The sequence below is a fragment of the Flavobacterium arsenatis genome (assembly GCF_031456785.1).
GTDB lineage: Bacteria > Bacteroidota > Bacteroidia > Flavobacteriales > Flavobacteriaceae > Flavobacterium > Flavobacterium arsenatis.
Genome location: NZ_JAVDVI010000001.1, coordinates 424,399 through 441,089, shown reverse-complemented (window position 1 = coordinate 441,089; position 16,691 = coordinate 424,399). Strand labels below are relative to the sequence as shown.

13 protein-coding genes are annotated in these 16,691 nt (G+C 35.7%); 5 read left to right on the top strand and 8 right to left on the bottom strand.

Going from position 1 to position 16,691, the window contains the following annotated elements; genetic code table 11:
* Positions 1 to 104 precede the first annotated feature (104 nt).
* The 5 genes from surE to J2X31_RS01860 all read left to right on the top strand — a co-directional run bounded on the left by surE (position 105) and on the right by J2X31_RS01860 (position 5,437).
* Entirely contained in the window at positions 105 to 887 is a 783-nt protein-coding gene (surE, locus tag J2X31_RS01880; protein ID WP_310023940.1) for a 5'/3'-nucleotidase SurE, read from the top strand.
* Positions 874 to 1,146, top strand: a complete 273-nt coding sequence (locus tag J2X31_RS01875) for a hypothetical protein (protein WP_310023939.1) — start codon at positions 874 to 876, stop codon at positions 1,144 to 1,146. The genes surE and J2X31_RS01875 overlap by 14 nt, the downstream gene beginning before the upstream one ends.
* Before the next feature lie 150 nt (positions 1,147 to 1,296).
* Positions 1,297 to 2,412: a lipid-A-disaccharide synthase gene (gene lpxB, locus J2X31_RS01870; RefSeq protein WP_310023937.1), complete on the top strand. Its 1,116-nt coding sequence runs from the start codon at positions 1,297 to 1,299 to the stop codon at positions 2,410 to 2,412.
* 256 nt (positions 2,413 to 2,668) lie between these two features.
* On the top strand, positions 2,669 to 3,361 hold the full coding sequence (locus J2X31_RS01865) for a C40 family peptidase (RefSeq protein WP_310023935.1): 693 nt from the start codon (positions 2,669 to 2,671) through the stop codon (positions 3,359 to 3,361).
* 39 nt (positions 3,362 to 3,400) lie between these two features.
* Positions 3,401 to 5,437: a ComEC/Rec2 family competence protein gene (locus J2X31_RS01860; protein ID WP_310023934.1), complete on the top strand. Its 2,037-nt coding sequence runs from the start codon at positions 3,401 to 3,403 to the stop codon at positions 5,435 to 5,437.
* 4 nt (positions 5,438 to 5,441) lie between these two features.
* Here J2X31_RS01860 and J2X31_RS01855 read toward each other — a convergent pair whose 3' ends face one another.
* The 8 genes from J2X31_RS01855 to J2X31_RS01820 form a co-directional block, all read right to left on the bottom strand.
* A complete protein-coding gene (locus tag J2X31_RS01855; RefSeq protein ID WP_310023933.1) occupies positions 5,442 to 5,906 on the bottom strand; it encodes a thioredoxin family protein in 465 nt (154 codons plus the stop codon).
* A 44-nt stretch (positions 5,907 to 5,950) separates the two neighbouring features.
* The gene (locus tag J2X31_RS01850) at positions 5,951 to 7,711 is read right to left on the bottom strand and encodes a peptide MFS transporter (protein WP_310023932.1); all 1,761 of its coding nucleotides are present in this window, start codon (positions 7,709 to 7,711) and stop codon (positions 5,951 to 5,953) included.
* A 70-nt stretch (positions 7,712 to 7,781) separates the two neighbouring features.
* A complete protein-coding gene (locus J2X31_RS01845; protein WP_310023931.1) occupies positions 7,782 to 9,422 on the bottom strand; it encodes an MFS transporter in 1,641 nt (546 codons plus the stop codon).
* An 82-nt stretch (positions 9,423 to 9,504) separates the two neighbouring features.
* A complete protein-coding gene (locus J2X31_RS01840; RefSeq protein ID WP_310023930.1) occupies positions 9,505 to 11,031 on the bottom strand; it encodes a peptide MFS transporter in 1,527 nt (508 codons plus the stop codon).
* A gap of 39 nt (positions 11,032 to 11,070) precedes the next feature.
* Positions 11,071 to 12,729 (bottom strand): peptide MFS transporter, encoded by a 1,659-nt coding sequence (locus J2X31_RS01835; RefSeq protein ID WP_310023928.1) that lies wholly within the window; start codon positions 12,727 to 12,729, stop codon positions 11,071 to 11,073.
* Positions 12,730 to 12,731: 2 nt separating this feature from the next.
* Positions 12,732 to 14,903: a S9 family peptidase gene (locus J2X31_RS01830; protein WP_310023927.1), complete on the bottom strand. Its 2,172-nt coding sequence runs from the start codon at positions 14,901 to 14,903 to the stop codon at positions 12,732 to 12,734.
* 121 nt (positions 14,904 to 15,024) lie between these two features.
* Positions 15,025 to 15,849 (bottom strand): thymidylate synthase, encoded by an 825-nt coding sequence (locus J2X31_RS01825; protein ID WP_310023926.1) that lies wholly within the window; start codon positions 15,847 to 15,849, stop codon positions 15,025 to 15,027.
* A gap of 131 nt (positions 15,850 to 15,980) precedes the next feature.
* The gene (locus tag J2X31_RS01820; RefSeq protein ID WP_310023924.1) at positions 15,981 to 16,610 is read right to left on the bottom strand and encodes a bifunctional nuclease domain-containing protein; all 630 of its coding nucleotides are present in this window, start codon (positions 16,608 to 16,610) and stop codon (positions 15,981 to 15,983) included.
* Between the last annotated feature and the right edge of the window lie 81 nt (positions 16,611 to 16,691).

Sequence of the window (16,691 nt, the reverse complement as noted above, 5' to 3'; positions counted from 1 at the left end):
TTGTTAAAGATGCTAAAGTACTAACTTCCTATTAAAAATGCTTATTTTAGCCTAAATTTTTGCATAGAATTAGGACTTGAAAAATTATCTTAAGATGGATATAAATGAAAAATAAACCTTTAATTTTAGTAACCAACGACGACGGAATTACAGCTCCTGGAATCAGGACTTTGATTGCTGTAATGCAGGAAATTGGAGAAATTGTAGTGGTTGCACCAGACAAGCCTCAAAGTGCAACGGGACATGCCATCACGATCAATAATACTCTTTATTTGAATAAGATTTCAGATGATAACTCGCCTTTTTTGGAATACAGCTGTTCGGGAACTCCGGTTGATTGTGTTAAATTTGCCGTGAATGAAGTCTTGAAGAGAAAACCAGATTTGTGCGTTTCGGGAATCAATCACGGATCGAATTCTTCTATCAATGTGATTTATTCGGGAACGATGAGTGCTGCTGTCGAGGCTGGAATCGAAGGAATTCCAGCAATTGGATTTTCGTTATTGGATTATGACTGGAATGCCGATTTTGAATCGGCCAAGAAGTTCATTAAGAAGATTGCCTTGGAGGTTTTGGAAAATGGTTTGCCCGAAGGCGTAATTTTGAATGTAAATATTCCGAAGTTGAAAGAAAAGGAAATAAAAGGTATAAAAATATGTCGTCAGGCGAAAGCGATGTGGATGGAACGTTTTGATAAGCGAAAAACACCACAAGGAAAGGATTATTATTGGCTTACGGGTGAGTTTGTAAATCAGGATAAAGGAGAAGATACCGATGAATTTGCATTGGAAAAAGGTTTTATATCGGTGGTTCCCGTGCAATTTGATTTGACGGCCCATCACGCTATTCAAACATTAAATACTTGGAAGTTAAATGAGAAAAATTGATTTGTTTTATGGTGTTATAATTGGTTTGATAACTTCTTTTGTCGGAGTTTTTCTGTTTGTGTCATTGTTTACCGATTATGATTTTCAAACGGCAATCCAAGCGACAAAAGCGGAAGGCAAACTCGGGAAATTGATAACGGTAGGTGCTATTTTGAATCTGGTTGTTTTCTTTTTGCTATTAAAGATGAATAAGGAATTGATGGCGAGAGGTGTGGTTTTGGCTATGATTTTGCTGACGATTGTCACGATATTGGTCTAGGTTAAGGCTCAAGGTTTAAAAAGTGCCTAAAGTTTGTTTTTCTAGCCCTGATGGAAGTGGTCTCGTCTTTTGGGACGAGAGGAACGTACAGCAGGAACATTGATGGAGTAGAAGCCTACTGTTTTGCTCCTAAAAATAAAAAGTAAAAAGATGAAATATTATATCATTGCCGGTGAAGCTTCGGGCGATTTGCACGGTTCGAATTTGATGAAGGCGTTGTACAAGGAAGATGCTCAGGCTGAAATTCGGTTTTGGGGTGGCGATTTGATGCAAAAAGCGGGTGGGACTTTGGTGAAGCATTATCGAGAGCTTGCTTTTATGGGTTTTATTGAGGTGGTTTTTAATTTGAAAACGATTCTGAACAACATTAAATTCTGCAAAAAGGATATTGAAAATTTTAATCCAGATGTGATTATTTTTATCGATTATCCTGGCTTCAATATGCGGATTGCAAAATGGGCAAAGGAAAGAAGGATCAAGACACATTATTATATTTCGCCTCAGATTTGGGCTTGGAAGGAGAATAGGATCAAGGACATCAAGCGCGATTTTGATAAATTGTATGTGATTTTGCCTTTTGAAAAGGATTTTTACGAGAAGAAGCATGGTTTTCCTGTTGAGTTTGTAGGTCATCCTTTGATTGATGCGATTCACAACAGAACTTCGATGGACGATGCGACTTTTAGAAAAGAAAATAATCTTGATGAAAAGCCAATTGTAGCCTTGCTTCCAGGAAGTAGGAAACAGGAAATCTCCAAAATGCTTTCGCTGATGTTGAGCGTTGTGAAGGATTTTCCGGATCATCAGTTTGTGATTGCTGGAGCTCCAAGCCAGGAATATTCATTTTACAGTCAGTTTTTGAAGGATGAAAATGTACATTTTATAGCCAACAAAACATATGATTTGTTGAGTGTTTCACATTGTGCTTTGGTAACTTCCGGAACGGCAACTTTGGAGACGGCTCTTTTTAAAGTTCCTGAAGTGGTTTGCTACAAAGGCAGTTGGGCTTCCTATCAGATTGCGAAGAGAATCATCACGTTGAAGTATATTTCTCTGGTGAATTTGATCATGGACAAGGAAGTTGTGACGGAATTGATTCAGGACGAATGCAACTCCAAAAACATTAAAAGAGAATTAGGGAAATTGATGCAACCAGAATATAGAAAACGACTTTTGAAGCAATATAATGAGCTTGAAGAAAAGCTTGGAGGCGTTGGTGCGAGTGTGAAAACTGCCAAAATGATTGTTGATAATGTTAAAGCCTAAAATTGAAAAATTGAATTTGTAAGATGTTTTAATACAGTTGGTTAAAATAATTTTTCCGTTCTTTTTCGTTAATTGCTAACAAAAAAATAACGTTAAAACTTATGCTTTACTCGTTTTTTTTAGTAGTTTTACAATCTCGAAATAAATACTGCGTTATATCTGTAGTATCAAAATCCTTAAATTCTTTCGGAATTTTATTTCATAAATCTAATAGCAACAACTATTTGGTTTTGCTAGAAAAATAAAAAAATAAAATATGATAAATTCAAAAAATCTACTTCTAACGGCTGTTTTATTGTCAATTACTTCCTTGAGTTTTGGGCAAATCATAACTTCAAAGAAGGAAGCTGTAAAGAAAGGGGTTTATCAAAAACCAGAAGACAAAAAGAAAGAATCGGAAGCTATGGCTTCGCTTTCTAAAAAAACAGAGACTGCTGTTGCTTACCAAGAAGTGAAACAACCGGAAGTGAAATCGACTACAAAAGGCACTCCAAAACCCAAAAAATATTCTATCGACAAAAGTGAACCGGACGACAAGGATTTGCTTATTTCGCCTCCGGAAAATTACCTTGCCATGCAGATGATTAATAATGCGATGGAATTTCTAGGTGTTCGATACCGTGGTGGAGGAACAACTACTGCTGGAATGGATTGTTCTGGAATGGTTACTGCTGTTTTTGATATTTTTGATTTGAAATTGCCAAGAAGTTCTCACGAAATGGCAACTGTTGGTGAAAAAATCGACGAAAAAGAAGCCAAGAAAGGCGACTTGATTTTCTTTAAAACCAGTAGAAGAGGAATTAGTCACGTTGGTATAATTACAGAAGTAACGGATGATAACGAAATAAAGTTTATACACTCTTCGACTTCACAAGGTGTTGTTGTTTCTTCAATGAATGAGGCTTACTACAAGAAAACTTTCGTTCAAATCAATAGAGTTCTACAATAAAATTATCACACATCTAAAATATTTTGTTATTTTAGATGAATGAAAGTACTGCAATTTCCTTTAGCTAGAATTACGCTGTTTTTTATAGCCGGTATTTTATCCGCTTTTTATCTGAAGCCTGATTTATCGAGCGTTTTTTTGTTTTTGGGTTTTTTCTCCGTTGTTTTTATTCTCTCTTTCTTCTTATCAATAAAGAAAATCAATCAGAAGATTCACTTTGCGATTTCGACTTATTTGCTTTCTTTTTTAATTGGTGCAACTACTTTGGTTGTTCATAATGATTATTTCGATAAGGAGAATTACATTCATCTTGTCGCCGAAACAGATAGAGAATATACGATTGCAGTTACTCTAAGAGAGAAATTAAAGACGACCAGCTATAATGAACGTTATGTAGCAACTGTGAATTATATTGACGGAATCAAGACGAACGGCAAAATATTGCTGAACATCAGGAAGGATAGTTTGAAGCATAAATTGGAAATTGGTTCTAATTTGCTTCTAAAGGAAAACATCTACAAACACAAGCATCCCTACAATCCCGACCAATTTGATTATGGGAAATATCTTGAAAATAAATCCATCCTTTCGCAGGTTTATGTTGATGTTCAGGAAATCAAGATTAACGATAAGATCACCAAAAATCTGTGGTATTATTCTTCGAAATTAAGAAATAGGATCATTGAAAATCTTGAAAAAAGTAATTTTAATAATACCGAATTGAATATTGCAGTTGCTTTGATATTGGGACAAAAGCAAGATATTTCTCCCGAAGTGATGCAGGATTATCAATATGCCGGAGCTGTTCATATTTTGTCGGTTTCGGGTTTGCATGTTGGTTATATTTTACTTTTTTTAAATTTCTTGTTAAGGAGAATACCAAAGACAAGAGTTGGAAATCTGACAAAACTTTTCCTCATCATTTCGTGTTTGTGGTGTTTTGCCATTATTGCGGGACTTTCGCCATCGATTGTGAGGTCGGTGACAATGTTTTCTTTTATTGCCATTGGAATGCATCTCAGGAGGAAAACCAATATTTTTCATACCTTGATTGTTTCGATGCTACTGATTTTGATATTCCAGCCATCCTTTCTGTTTGATGTTGGATTTCAGTTGAGCTACTTTGCCTTGTTTTTTATTCTTTGGTTGCAACCCATTTTGAGTGGCTTTTGGAAACCTGAAAATAAGGTTTGCAAGTATTTATGGGACATACTCACAGTTTCTTTTTCGGCTCAAATTGGAACTTTCCCTTTGAGTATCTATTATTTCCATCAATTCCCAGGCTTGTTTTTTTTAACCAACATGATTATTCTGCCTTTCCTAGGTTTTATAATGGGACTTGGTATGGTTGTAATGATTTGGGCTTTGTTTGGTTTGGTTCCATTAATTTTTGTCAAAGCATTGGAATATAGCATTTTTGGACTTAACTGGATTATCAATTGGATTGCTTCTTTTGAGAGTTTTATTTTTAGGGATATTCCGTTTAATATTTACATGGAAATTAGTTTGTATGTATGGATTGCGATGTCGGTTCTTTGGATGGAAAAAAGAAGTTTTAAGCGATTGGTTTTTGTTTTGTCGGCATTTATTTTATTTCAGATTTCACTCTTCGGAACCAAATATCACACTGAAAACCAAAATGAAATGCTGGTTTTTCATTCCAGAAAAAATTCCATTTTTGTGGAGCGAAAAGGAAAACAATTAAAGGTTTTTGCAAACGACAGCATTTTGAAAAATTTGGAACAGGACAAAAACCTAAAATCATTCACAGTAGCCAATTTTATTGAAACTATTAAAAAGGAAAAGAGTAGTAATTTTTATTATTTCAATCAGAAGAAAATTTTCGTAATTGACAGTTCTGGTGTCTATCCGAAAAACATTAAGCCCGATGTTGTCCTATTGATTCAATCTCCAAAAGTGAATCTCGACAGATTTCTTTTGGTTCATAAGCCGGAAATTATTGTAGCCGACGGTTCTAATTATAAGACTTACATAGAAAGGTGGAAGGCAACCTGTGAGAAGCAAAAAATCCCTTTTCACGCAGTTGGTGAAAAGGGATTCTATAGAATTGAATAAACTGTTATTTTTTGTTGGCAAGAATTTGATTGGCTCCAGCCAACCATTTTTCTGGTCCACCAGCTACATAACCTGTACTTCCTAATTTTTCGAAGCTCACTTTTTTATCTACCATAGTTGGCGTTACCATCCAAACCGTTGGATAACCTCGAACAGCAAACATTTGTTGCAATTCGTTATTTTGTTTGGTTAATTCTGGCGAAAGTTGTTTTCTTCTCGGAAAATCTAAATCTACCAAAACAACATTTTCTTTGGCCCAAGTTGCAAATTCCGGTTTCGTGAAAACCTCTTTCTGCAAACGGATGCACCATCCACACCAATCGCTTCCTGTGAAGAAAAATAATAAAGGTTTTTTAGTTTTAATGGCAATTTCCGATGCTTTGTTCACATCTGTGTGCCAAGTCAATTCCTGGGCTTCGATGGTCATCGAACCAAGAACTAAAAGTAATGTTAGAACTATTTTTTTCATTTTATAATTTTTAAAAATTAGCTTTCAAAAACGATGCCGTTAAATTATCTAACTCCGTGCATTAGTTTTTTTAGAATTGGATTTAAAGAAATTACCAATAGACCGGCTACTGCTGGAACAATAGTAAATATCAAGAAAAATGTTGATAGAGAATATTCGTTAGTTATATTTTCAATTTGTCCACCCAAAACCGCGGCAAGTTTGTTCCCTATTGCAATAGCCAAATACCACATTCCAAACATAAAGGCAATCATTCTTGCTGGAACCAATTTAGATACATAAGACAAACCTACAGGAGATAAAAATAATTCACCAAGTGTATGGAATAAATATGCAAGAACCAACCATAGCATAGAAACTTTTATACCGGTTGCAACACCGTAAGATCCAAATGCCAGTAATCCAAATCCGATTGCCATAATAATTAGTCCTAAACCATATTTCACGGCTGCAGGAGGATTGTATTTGCTATCCCATAATTTTGAAACTGTTGAAGCGAAAGCAATGATAAAGAAGGAGTTTAAGATGGAAAACCAACTTGGATCTATCTCTGAAGCTTCTTTACTAAATTCATTATTAAGCATCCAAATTGCGATACCCCAAATAATTAAAAAAGTGATTGCCAAAACAACATTTGACACTAAAGCTTTCTTCCAAGTTTGTTTTGCAAGAAGGATTAATACCCATGAAATGATAACTAAAGGTACAACAGTTAGAAGTGTATTGATAGTATTGAAAATGGTTAATGAAGATCCTTCAAGTGTTCTGTCAACATTATCACGAGCGAAAATCACCAAAGATGAGGCACCTTGTTCAAAAGACATCCAGAAAAAAACGGTAAAGAAGGCAAAAATAATTACAGCAATCATTCTGTGTCGTACAATTGTGGTGTAACGCATCAATCGAGAAATAACTAAATAAAGGAACAGGAATAAAGCAACTAATATCATAAATATAGAACCATCCAAACTGCCAATTTTAAAGTTGAAAAGATTGATTCCGCCAATTTTAGACAAAGGATCATTAAAAGCATAAAGAAGACCAATCACGGTTGTAACTGCTATTAAAATAAAGTCAACAGTGGTGTAAGGATTTGGTTTATCATCCTCATTTTTGGACAAGGCAACTCTTGCTGATTCTTCGGCTTTCTTTTGTTTAGACGGAACCTCTCCTATGTCGCCAAAAAGAGGTTTTGCTAACCAAAATTGTATGGTTCCCAGAAGCATAAAAATTCCAGCTAAGCCGAATCCCCAATGCCAACCTAAATTTGCTGCCAAATAGCCACAAAGCATCATTCCGAAAAAAGCTCCTGCATTTACACCCATATAGAAAATTGTGTAAGCTCCGTCTTTTTTCTCCGGAAAAAGCTTGTACATCTCAGACAAGATTGAGGTCATATTAGGTTTAAAAAATCCTGTACCAATAACTAAAAGGCCTAAACCTAGATAAAGCATAAATGGTGTATCTAAAGCCATAGCCGCGTGACCGAGTGTCATTATTATCGACCCAATGACTACAGCCCAACGGTAGCCAATGAACCTGTCGGCTATGATTCCACCAAAAATAGGGGTAATATATAAAAGCATTGCATAAGTTCCGTATAAAGCACCAGCATTTTCAGCACTCCAACCCCAGCCTGGATTGTCTCCTGTTAGGGCAGCAGTTAAAAATAATATTAATAGAACCCTCATTCCATAGAAAGAGAATCGTTCCCACATTTCTGTGAAAAATAAAACGAATAATCCCGAAGGATGTCCTAAAACTTTTGATTTGAAAAAATCTGGGTTTCCAGCTTCTGTAGTCATTTAATTTAATTTTAAAAAATATTTTGGATGCGAAAGATAATCAAAAAATAATTAATTTATACGGCTGTGCTTACTTAGCTGCTTTTTTCTCAAGAGGTCTAATAATCATTTTGTCATAAATGGCTAAAGAGATGATTGAAAATATACCAATTCCCACAATCACAAACCATATTTTGTTTGGATTATAGGTTTCCCAAAGCATATTGGTCATATCCCAATGGCTCATTCCTAATTTTTGTTCGGCTAAAGCAAAATATTCGTTTTTTGAGAATGGAAAATGTATCTGATTGATATCAATACTTTTAGAAGATGCTAAATCTGTAAAAGATTGTTTCACGGTTGTCCAATCAATTGTTTCTGCTTTTAAATTAAATTGCTTTTCAAAGCCAGAAATAGACATGTTTAATGCTTTGGATCCTTTTTCTATAAACTCTTCTTTGGTTACAACTTCGGGCATTTCAATGTTTCTACCTGCCATTTCTTTTTTCAATAGCGATAATTTATCGGACCAGGACTGATAAAGGCTTCCCGAAATAATGCTTGTAACAAAGTAGCTTGCTGCAACAGGTAGAAAGTAAGTTCCTTGGTACAAACCTTCTTTCCCTTTTGGTGTAATCAATGCAATAAATGATGATACGGTTGGACTGCTCATCATTTCACCAATAGCAAAAATCATCGTTCCAATGATAGTAAACCAGACACTTCCTGAATAAAATGTTAAACCGATACCAATTGTTGCAATTATGGCACCACGGATTACCGCATTGATATGACGCATTTTAATAACAAAAAACGATATCGTAATCTGGAAAAGTATGATCATCAATGAGTCGATATTTGTAAACCATTCGGGTTTTACCTGACCGTCTTGTGTTATTAAACTTCCTAAAGCAGGAAGCTTTTCATTTAGCCAATTGCTAATTGAAGCAGAGTTTACCCAGTCTTCTATAAAATTCGGAAGGGTATTAAATAATTGGTTAAACATCGTCCAGAAACCAATCATTAATAAAAGTAATATTCCTAATCGTACATCTTTAAGGGCTTCGAAAATACCTAAAATAGATTCTTTAATGGCTTCAAGAATGGAATTTTTTGGTTTTTCAACCTTTGGTTCGTTATAAAAAAGCAATAAAAGAATAAGGTTTATACCAATTACAATTGCGGCCTGGACAAAAATAATCTTCCATCCGTAAGTAGTTCTTAATCCGGAAGACATCGCAGGACCGATAAATCCACCAATGTTTACCATCATATAGAAAATGCCAAATCCCATAGTTCCTGTTGTTTCATCGGTGTTTCGAGCTACAATTGCTGACGCTACAGGCTTAAAGAATGCGGCACCAACAGCAACAAGTAGGAAAACCATATAGACACTCCAATAGGTGTTTACTTCACCTAAAAGATAATAACCCGAAATCATAATGATATAAGAAATGATTAAAGATACCTTGTAGCCTATACGGTCGGCAATTACTCCAAAAATCAAAGGAAGAAAGTAAAGTATCCCGACAATGTTCCCCATGATATTTCCTTTCTGGATGTGATCAAAACCTAAACCACCGGTATCAGTTGACCCTACTAAATAAAGTCCTAAAAGTGTATAAATTCCGTACCAAGCCCAACGTTCCATAAGTTCCATAAAACTGGCTATCCAGAAATTTTTATTAAAAGATTTAATTGTAGTAAATAGTGAAGTTTTAGTATCTGACATTTTGAAAATTAGATTTTAATTGAAAAGATATAGACCATAAAAAGCGACCCAAAAGTCGCTTTTTATGATGAATAGTAGGATGTTATTTTACTTCTTGCATTAGTTTTCTAATCAAAGGCGAAACAATGATAAGCAACAAACCTGCTACCAAAGCATAAATTGCCAATTGATAATATCCTTCAGTGTAACCTTGTAATTTTGTCAATAAGGTTGCATTTTCGTCTGGTGAAGACATTCCTGCTCCAAGTAATCCAGCAGCATATTGTCCGTAAGCACTAGCCAGAAACCACATTCCCATCATCATTCCCGAAAGACGTTTTGGAGAAAGTTTCGTCATAATGGATAACCCAATTGGGGATAAACATAATTCTCCAAAAGTGATAATCAAATAGGCAAAAGTGAAAAGATTTAAAGAGGTTATTCCTTCACTGTCGGCGAAAAAACGTGTGTAATAGAACGTGTAAAAAGAGGCTGCTAGGAATAAAAATCCGATTCCGAATTTCATTACGGTATTTGGTTCAATTTTCTTTTTAGCCATTGCCAGCCAAATCAAACCAACAATCGGACTGAAAATGATAACAAACAAAGAGTTTGATGTATTGTTTACAATGTTCGGATTAATTTCGAAGAACAATAAGTTATGATGAAGGTTGTTTTTTGCAAATAATGCCAATGAACCACCACTTTGCTCGAAAAATGCCCAAAATACAACAGAGAAAAGAATAAAAACAAATGCAGCAATCAGTTTTTTTCTTGCTCTTTCATCACTTTCTTTAAACGTTTCAAATAAGAAATACAATACTGCCAATGGTCCGATGGTGTACATGAAATAATCGGTATAATCCGTATTCTTAATCATCATAAAAATCAAGGGAATGCTAAGTAACGAACCTACATAAACTGCAATTTCACGAGTAGTTCTTTTAGTAGGTTCTAGGTTAAGAAGCGGAGAGTTTCCAATTGGTCCCAAAGATTTTTTTGTATAAATAAAAGTAATCAATCCAATAACCATTACAATTGCAGCAGACAAGAAAGCATAACTCCAGCCGTAATCAGGACTAGTTCCTAAATAAACACAAACAGCTCCACCAAGTAAAGCTCCGATATTAATTCCAGAGTAGAATAATCCGAAACCAGCATCACGTCTGCTATCTCCCTCTTTGTAAAGTTCTCCAACCATCGACGAAATATTTGGCTTGAAGAAACCAGTTCCGATGATTGAGAGTGTAATTCCTAAATAGAAGAATTCCTGTGGAGAAAAGGCAATGATTAAGTTTCCAAGAATCATTACAGTTGCACCAAAAAGAAGCGATTTTTTAAAACCTAAAATTTTATCAGCAAAAATTCCTCCGATAAAGGTAAAAGCATAAACGAAAGCCTGAATGGCACCGTACTTTAAATTGGCTTCTTTGTCAGATAAAGCCAAACCTAAAATTTGGTCGGCCATAAAAATGGTCAAAACACCACGCATTCCGTAAAAACAGAAACGTTCCCACATTTCCACCAAAAACAAATACCATAATTGCTTTGGATATTTGCCTTCAAAATTTTGAATTTCTTCTAAAGTTGGGCCTGCATTTGCAGATGACAACGGGTAATTGTTTTCCATTTTATGTTGTTTTTGTTATCGTTATTTCATGGCAACAAATTAATTGATGCCTTTTTCTCTCATTACTTTATTTAAATTTTTCACCAATGCAAACATCAGCAAAGTAGCAAACATCAAGAGCCCAAAGTTGACCCAGAAAAAGTTTGCTTTATCATCGTAAGTGTCCCACATGCTGGCCAAAACACCACTCAATTTATTTCCAATAGATGTAGATAGAAACCAGCCACCCATCATTAATGCAGTTATGTTTTTTGGAGATAATTTTGAGACGATCGATAATCCCATCGGACTCAAAAATAATTCTCCAATTGTGATGATTCCGTAATTTGCAACAAGCCACCAAACACTTACTTTTTCTGTTCCGTTGCTTCCAATATTTACCGCGGCAACCATAACCAAAACAGATAGTGCCGAAATTAATAATCCGAAAGCAATCTTAGTTGGTGTTGAAGGCTCTTTTTTCTTGCTTCTTAGATAAGTAAAGAAAGCTACAATCAACGGTGTCAAAATAATCACCCAACCAGGATTTATTGATTGGCTTAAATTGGTTGCCCAAACGCTAATTTTCGTTCCTTCTTCTGGTAGTTTTTCGGGAGCTACATTTCTAAAATAGACTGGATAATCTATTGTTTTCTTTACTTCTCCGTTTTCTTTTTGCAAACGAAATTGCTCATCGTATAACTCTGTTTCGGCTTTTGCGTAAGTTATTTCCTTTGATTGTACTAATGTCGAAAATACTTTTTCAGTGGTTCCTGTAACTTGTCTATCGGTATATCTATCGGCCCAAGTTGTGAGTGCCGAACCGTTGAGTTTGAAAACCGCCCAGAATAAAATCACGACTGCAAATATGGAAAGTAAAGCTCCAATTGGTCTTTTCTCGTCAGCTTTTGCCTTGAAATATAAGCTTGCATAAAAGTAAATTACAGGAATACATGCAAATATAAAAGCATCGGTACTGTCCGAACCAAAAATAGAACTGTCCAGATTGACTTCAGATTGAACTCCTTTCAAAAACCATCCAATGATTCCAAAAACAACCGATGGAACCAATATGAAAAGAACGATTTTATAAAAAGGCATGTCGCCTTCCTGTGTTCCTTTTTTCTGGTCGAAACCAGTATAATGTTTCGTGCCTAGAAGAAAAACGACAACGCCAATAAACATCCCAATTCCGGCCGCCATAAATGCATATTGCCACCCTAAAAGGATTTGCAAAGCGGCACCAAAGAAGTTGCAGATAAATGCCCCAACGTTGATTCCCATGTAGAAGATGTTGTAACCTTCGTCTTTCTTGTCTCTATATTCGTCAGTAGAGTAAAAATTACCTAACAGTGTAGAAATATTCGGCTTGAAAAATCCGTTACCCACAATTACAAGCGTCATTGCAATATACAACATGGTCAAACTATGGATGCCCATCATAAAATAGCCGGCACCCATCATCAATCCGCCCAAAACGATTGATTTTCTGTAGCCTAAATAACGGTCGGCCACCAAACCTCCGATAAAAGGAGTGAGGAAAACCAAGGCGATAAAGGTTCCGTATAAGTCCGAAGCTTCTTTTTCGGTCATGGCGAAACCGGCTTCAACATCTTTAAGATAGAGCGTGAAAACTCCAATCATCAAATAATAGCCGAAACGTTCCCACATTTCAGATAAGAACAAATAGGGTAGGGCTTTAGGATGCGATTTCCACATAATTATAAATTATCTTTAATAAAGTTGGTCATTTTTGTATAAAGGTGCAATCTAGTCTTTCCACCGTAGATTCCGTGGTTTTTGTCGGGATAAATAGCCCACTCAAATTGTTTGTTGGCTTGAACCAAAGCTTCCACCATCAACATTGTGTTTTGAACGTGAACATTATCATCGGCAGTTCCGTGGATTAAAAGATATTTTCCTTTCAATTTGCTTACGTGATTGATCGGAGAGTTTTCGTCATATCCTGAAGCATTTTCTGCTGGAGTTTGCAAGAATCTTTCGGTGTAAACCGAGTCATAAAAACGCCAATTCGTTACTGGAGCAACAGCTATTGCCATTTTGAACACGTCATTTCCTTTTAGGATACAGTTCGAAGACATGAAACCTCCATAACTCCAACCCCAGATTCCAATTCGGCTGTTATCTACATAATTGTAGTTTCCAATCACTTTCGCAGCGTCAATTTGGTCTTGAGCTTCCAAGTTTCCTAAATCTTTGTAGGTCACTTTTTTGAATTCGGCACCTTTAAAACCAGTTCCTCTTCCATCCACACAAGCCACGATATAACCTTGTTGGGAAAGCATCATATACCACATGTCATTAATATCCAACCAAGAATTTGTAACTTCTTGAGAACCAGGTCCTGAATATTGGAACATCAAAACTGGATATTTTTTTGAAGCATCAAAATTCTTAGGCTTGATCATCCAAGCGTTCAATTTGTGTCCTTTTTCTGTAGTAAATTCAAAGAATTCCTTTGAAGGCAAATCGTAGGCTTTCAGTCTTGAAGAAAGTCCGTCGTTCTTTTTGATGGATTGTACTTCTTTTCCTGTTTTGGCATCATTTAAAGAATATTGGGTTGGTGTCGTAGCATTTGAAAAAGTATTAATGTAGAAATCAAAATTCGGACTGAAAGTAGCGGAGTTTGTTCCCGTTGCAGAAGAAAGTCTTTTTTTTCCGCTTCCGCTTAAATTAATCGAATAAATATCTCTGTTGATCGAACCATTTTCTACGGATTGATAAAAAACTGTTCCCGATTTTTCATTCAAACCATAATATTTCGTGATTTCCCAGTTTCCTTTTGTAATCTGATTTTTCAATTTTCCAGTTTTGTCGTAATGGTAGATGTGGTTGAAACCGTCCTTTTCACTCGTCCAGATAAAGCTGTTGTCTTTCAAAAAAGTAAGATTGTCTGTAATGTCAACATAAGCCTTGTCTTTTTCATTCAAGACCACTTTTGCAGTTCCAGAAGTTCCATCTACGAAAAGCAAATCTAGATTATTCTGATGTCTGTTGATGACTTGGGTACTCAAGACATTGGCTTCGTTCGTCCATTTTATTCTTGGTATATAAAAATCATTGTAGTTTCCAAGATTGATTTGCTTGGCATTATTTGCTTTTAAATCATAAATATGAAGCGAAACCAAAGCATTTTTTTCTCCTGCTTTCGGATATTTGAAAACCTGCTGAACAGGATATAAACCTTGGTTGTAAAGGTCCATCGAAAACTCTGGAACTTCAGTTTCATCAAAACGGATATAGGCAATTTTATCACTCGAAGCATTCCAGTCGAAAGCTCTTACGAAAGCAAATTCCTCTTCATAAACCCAATCCGTGATCCCGTTGATGATGGCATTTTTCTTTCCATCGGTTGTGATTTGTTTTGAAGTTTTGTTTTGAAGATTATACACAAATAAATTATTGTCTTTTGCATAAGCGATTTGAGTTCCGTCAGGCGAAAAAGTTGGTTCCTGAACTTTGAAATCAAATAATTTAGTCAATTGTTTTGAAGTAATGTCGTATAAATAATAATCAGCAACGAATGAATGGCGGAAAATTTGTTCCGATTCGCACGCCAATAAAATTTGATTTTCCTTTGAATTGAAGGTGTAACTGTCAATCATCGGAAGACCTTGATGATTTTTAGTATCAATTAAAGTCGAAACTTTCTTCAAAGTTGCATAATCATACAAGTCGATTTGCATACTTCTCGAAGCTCTGTCAAAGTTTAAAACTGTGTATTGGTTGGTGTTTTTTAAGGCTTGGAGTTCGTCCATTCCTTCGGTTCTAAAAGCTCCACCCCAAATTTCTTCCAAGGTGAGTTTTTGTTGAGCTGTAGCTGATAAGGAAACCAGTAAAAATAAGAATAAAGACTTTTTGATGCTGTTCATTTTCGGTATGTTAAAAAACGTTCAATTTTAGTGAAAAAAAAGCAATAAAGACTATTTTTTTCTGTTAAAAGCGTTTTTACAGAAATCGGATTTGTTGAATAAATTTAAAAAGAGCCATTGCTTAAACCGCAACAGCACCTTTAATATGTGGATGAGGTTCATAGCCTTCTAAAGTGAAATCCTCAAAAGTAAAGTCTAAAATGTTTTTCACATTTGGGTTAAGCACCATTTTTGGTAAAGGTTTTGGCTCACGCGATAATTGAAGTTCAAGCTGTTCGAAGTGATTGTTGTAAATATGAGCATCTCCAAAAGTATGAATAAAATCTCCAGGTTCTAAATTGCAAACTTGAGCAATCATCATCGTTAGCAAAGCATAAGAAGCAATGTTGAAAGGTACTCCCAAGAAAATATCGGCACTTCTTTGGTACAATTGGCATGATAATTTTCCGTCGGCTACATAAAATTGAAAGAAAGCATGACAAGGAGGCAAGGCAACTTTTCCGTTGGCTACATTTTCTGCAAATGATTTTGTAGTATCCGGCAAAACGGATGGATTCCAAGCGGAAACCAACATTCTACGGCTGTTTGGATTTGTTTTTAAAGTTTCAATCAATTCCGTAATCTGGTCAATTTCTTCGCTGTTCCAGTTTCTCCATTGATGACCGTAAACAGGACCTAATTCTCCTTCTTCATTGGCCCATTCGTCCCAAATTTTTACTCCGTTTTCCTTTAGATAAGCAATATTGGTTTCGCCTTTCAAAAACCAGAGCAATTCGTATATGATGGATTTTAAATGTAGTTTTTTGGTCGTGACCATCGGGAAACCTTCGCTCAAATCAAAACGCATCTGGTAGCCAAAAACGCTTTTGGTTCCTGTTCCTGTTCGGTCTCCTTTTTGTGTTCCGTTTTCTAAAACGTGTTTTACAAGGTCGTGGTATTGTTTCATATTATTTTATTTTTGCCACAAAGGCTCGAAGGCACAAAGTTTTATTTTATTAAACTGTAAACTGTAACTGTAAACTGTAACTGTAAACTGTAACTGTAACTGTAACTGTAACTGTAAACTGTGACTGAATACTAAATCTCTCTTCTCGAAATTTCGTCTCTTATCTTCGCTGCTTTTTCATAATCTTCATTTTCAACGGCACCTTGAAGCAACTCGTGTAATTCTGACAAGCTGTGTTTTGCATAGGTTTCGCCTGACTGATTGGTTTCTTCTTCCATTCCGAAGGTTTCCGGGTCCGAGAGGATGTCGTCGTTGTCCTGTGAAGGATTATCAGACTCAAGCGGATTTGCTTTTAGATAAATTCCGGCCTTGTCCAATATGTTTTTATAGGTGAAGATTGGTGCCGAAAATCGCAAGGCCAATGCAATCGCATCTGAAGTTCTCGCATCGATGATTTCCTCGATTTTATCTCTTTCGCAGATGATGCTGGAATAGAAAACGCCATCCACCAATTTATGAATGATTACCTGTTTGACAACAATATCAAAACGGTCGGCAAAATTCTTGAACAGATCGTGTGTCAAGGGACGTGGCGGTTTTATTTCCTTCTCTAAAGCAATGGCAATAGATTGTGCTTCGAAAGCTCCAATGACGATTGGTAGTTTTCGGTCGCCGTCAACTTCATTCAAAATTAGAGCATAGGCTCCGTTTTGTGTCTGGCTGTATGAAATTCCTTTTATGGTTAGTTTTACTAAACTCATTTTTGAATTTTAGATTTTAGATTTTAGATTTCAGAATTGTGATAATATTCTGAAAAAAAAATCGAGTTGTTTTGTTGTTAA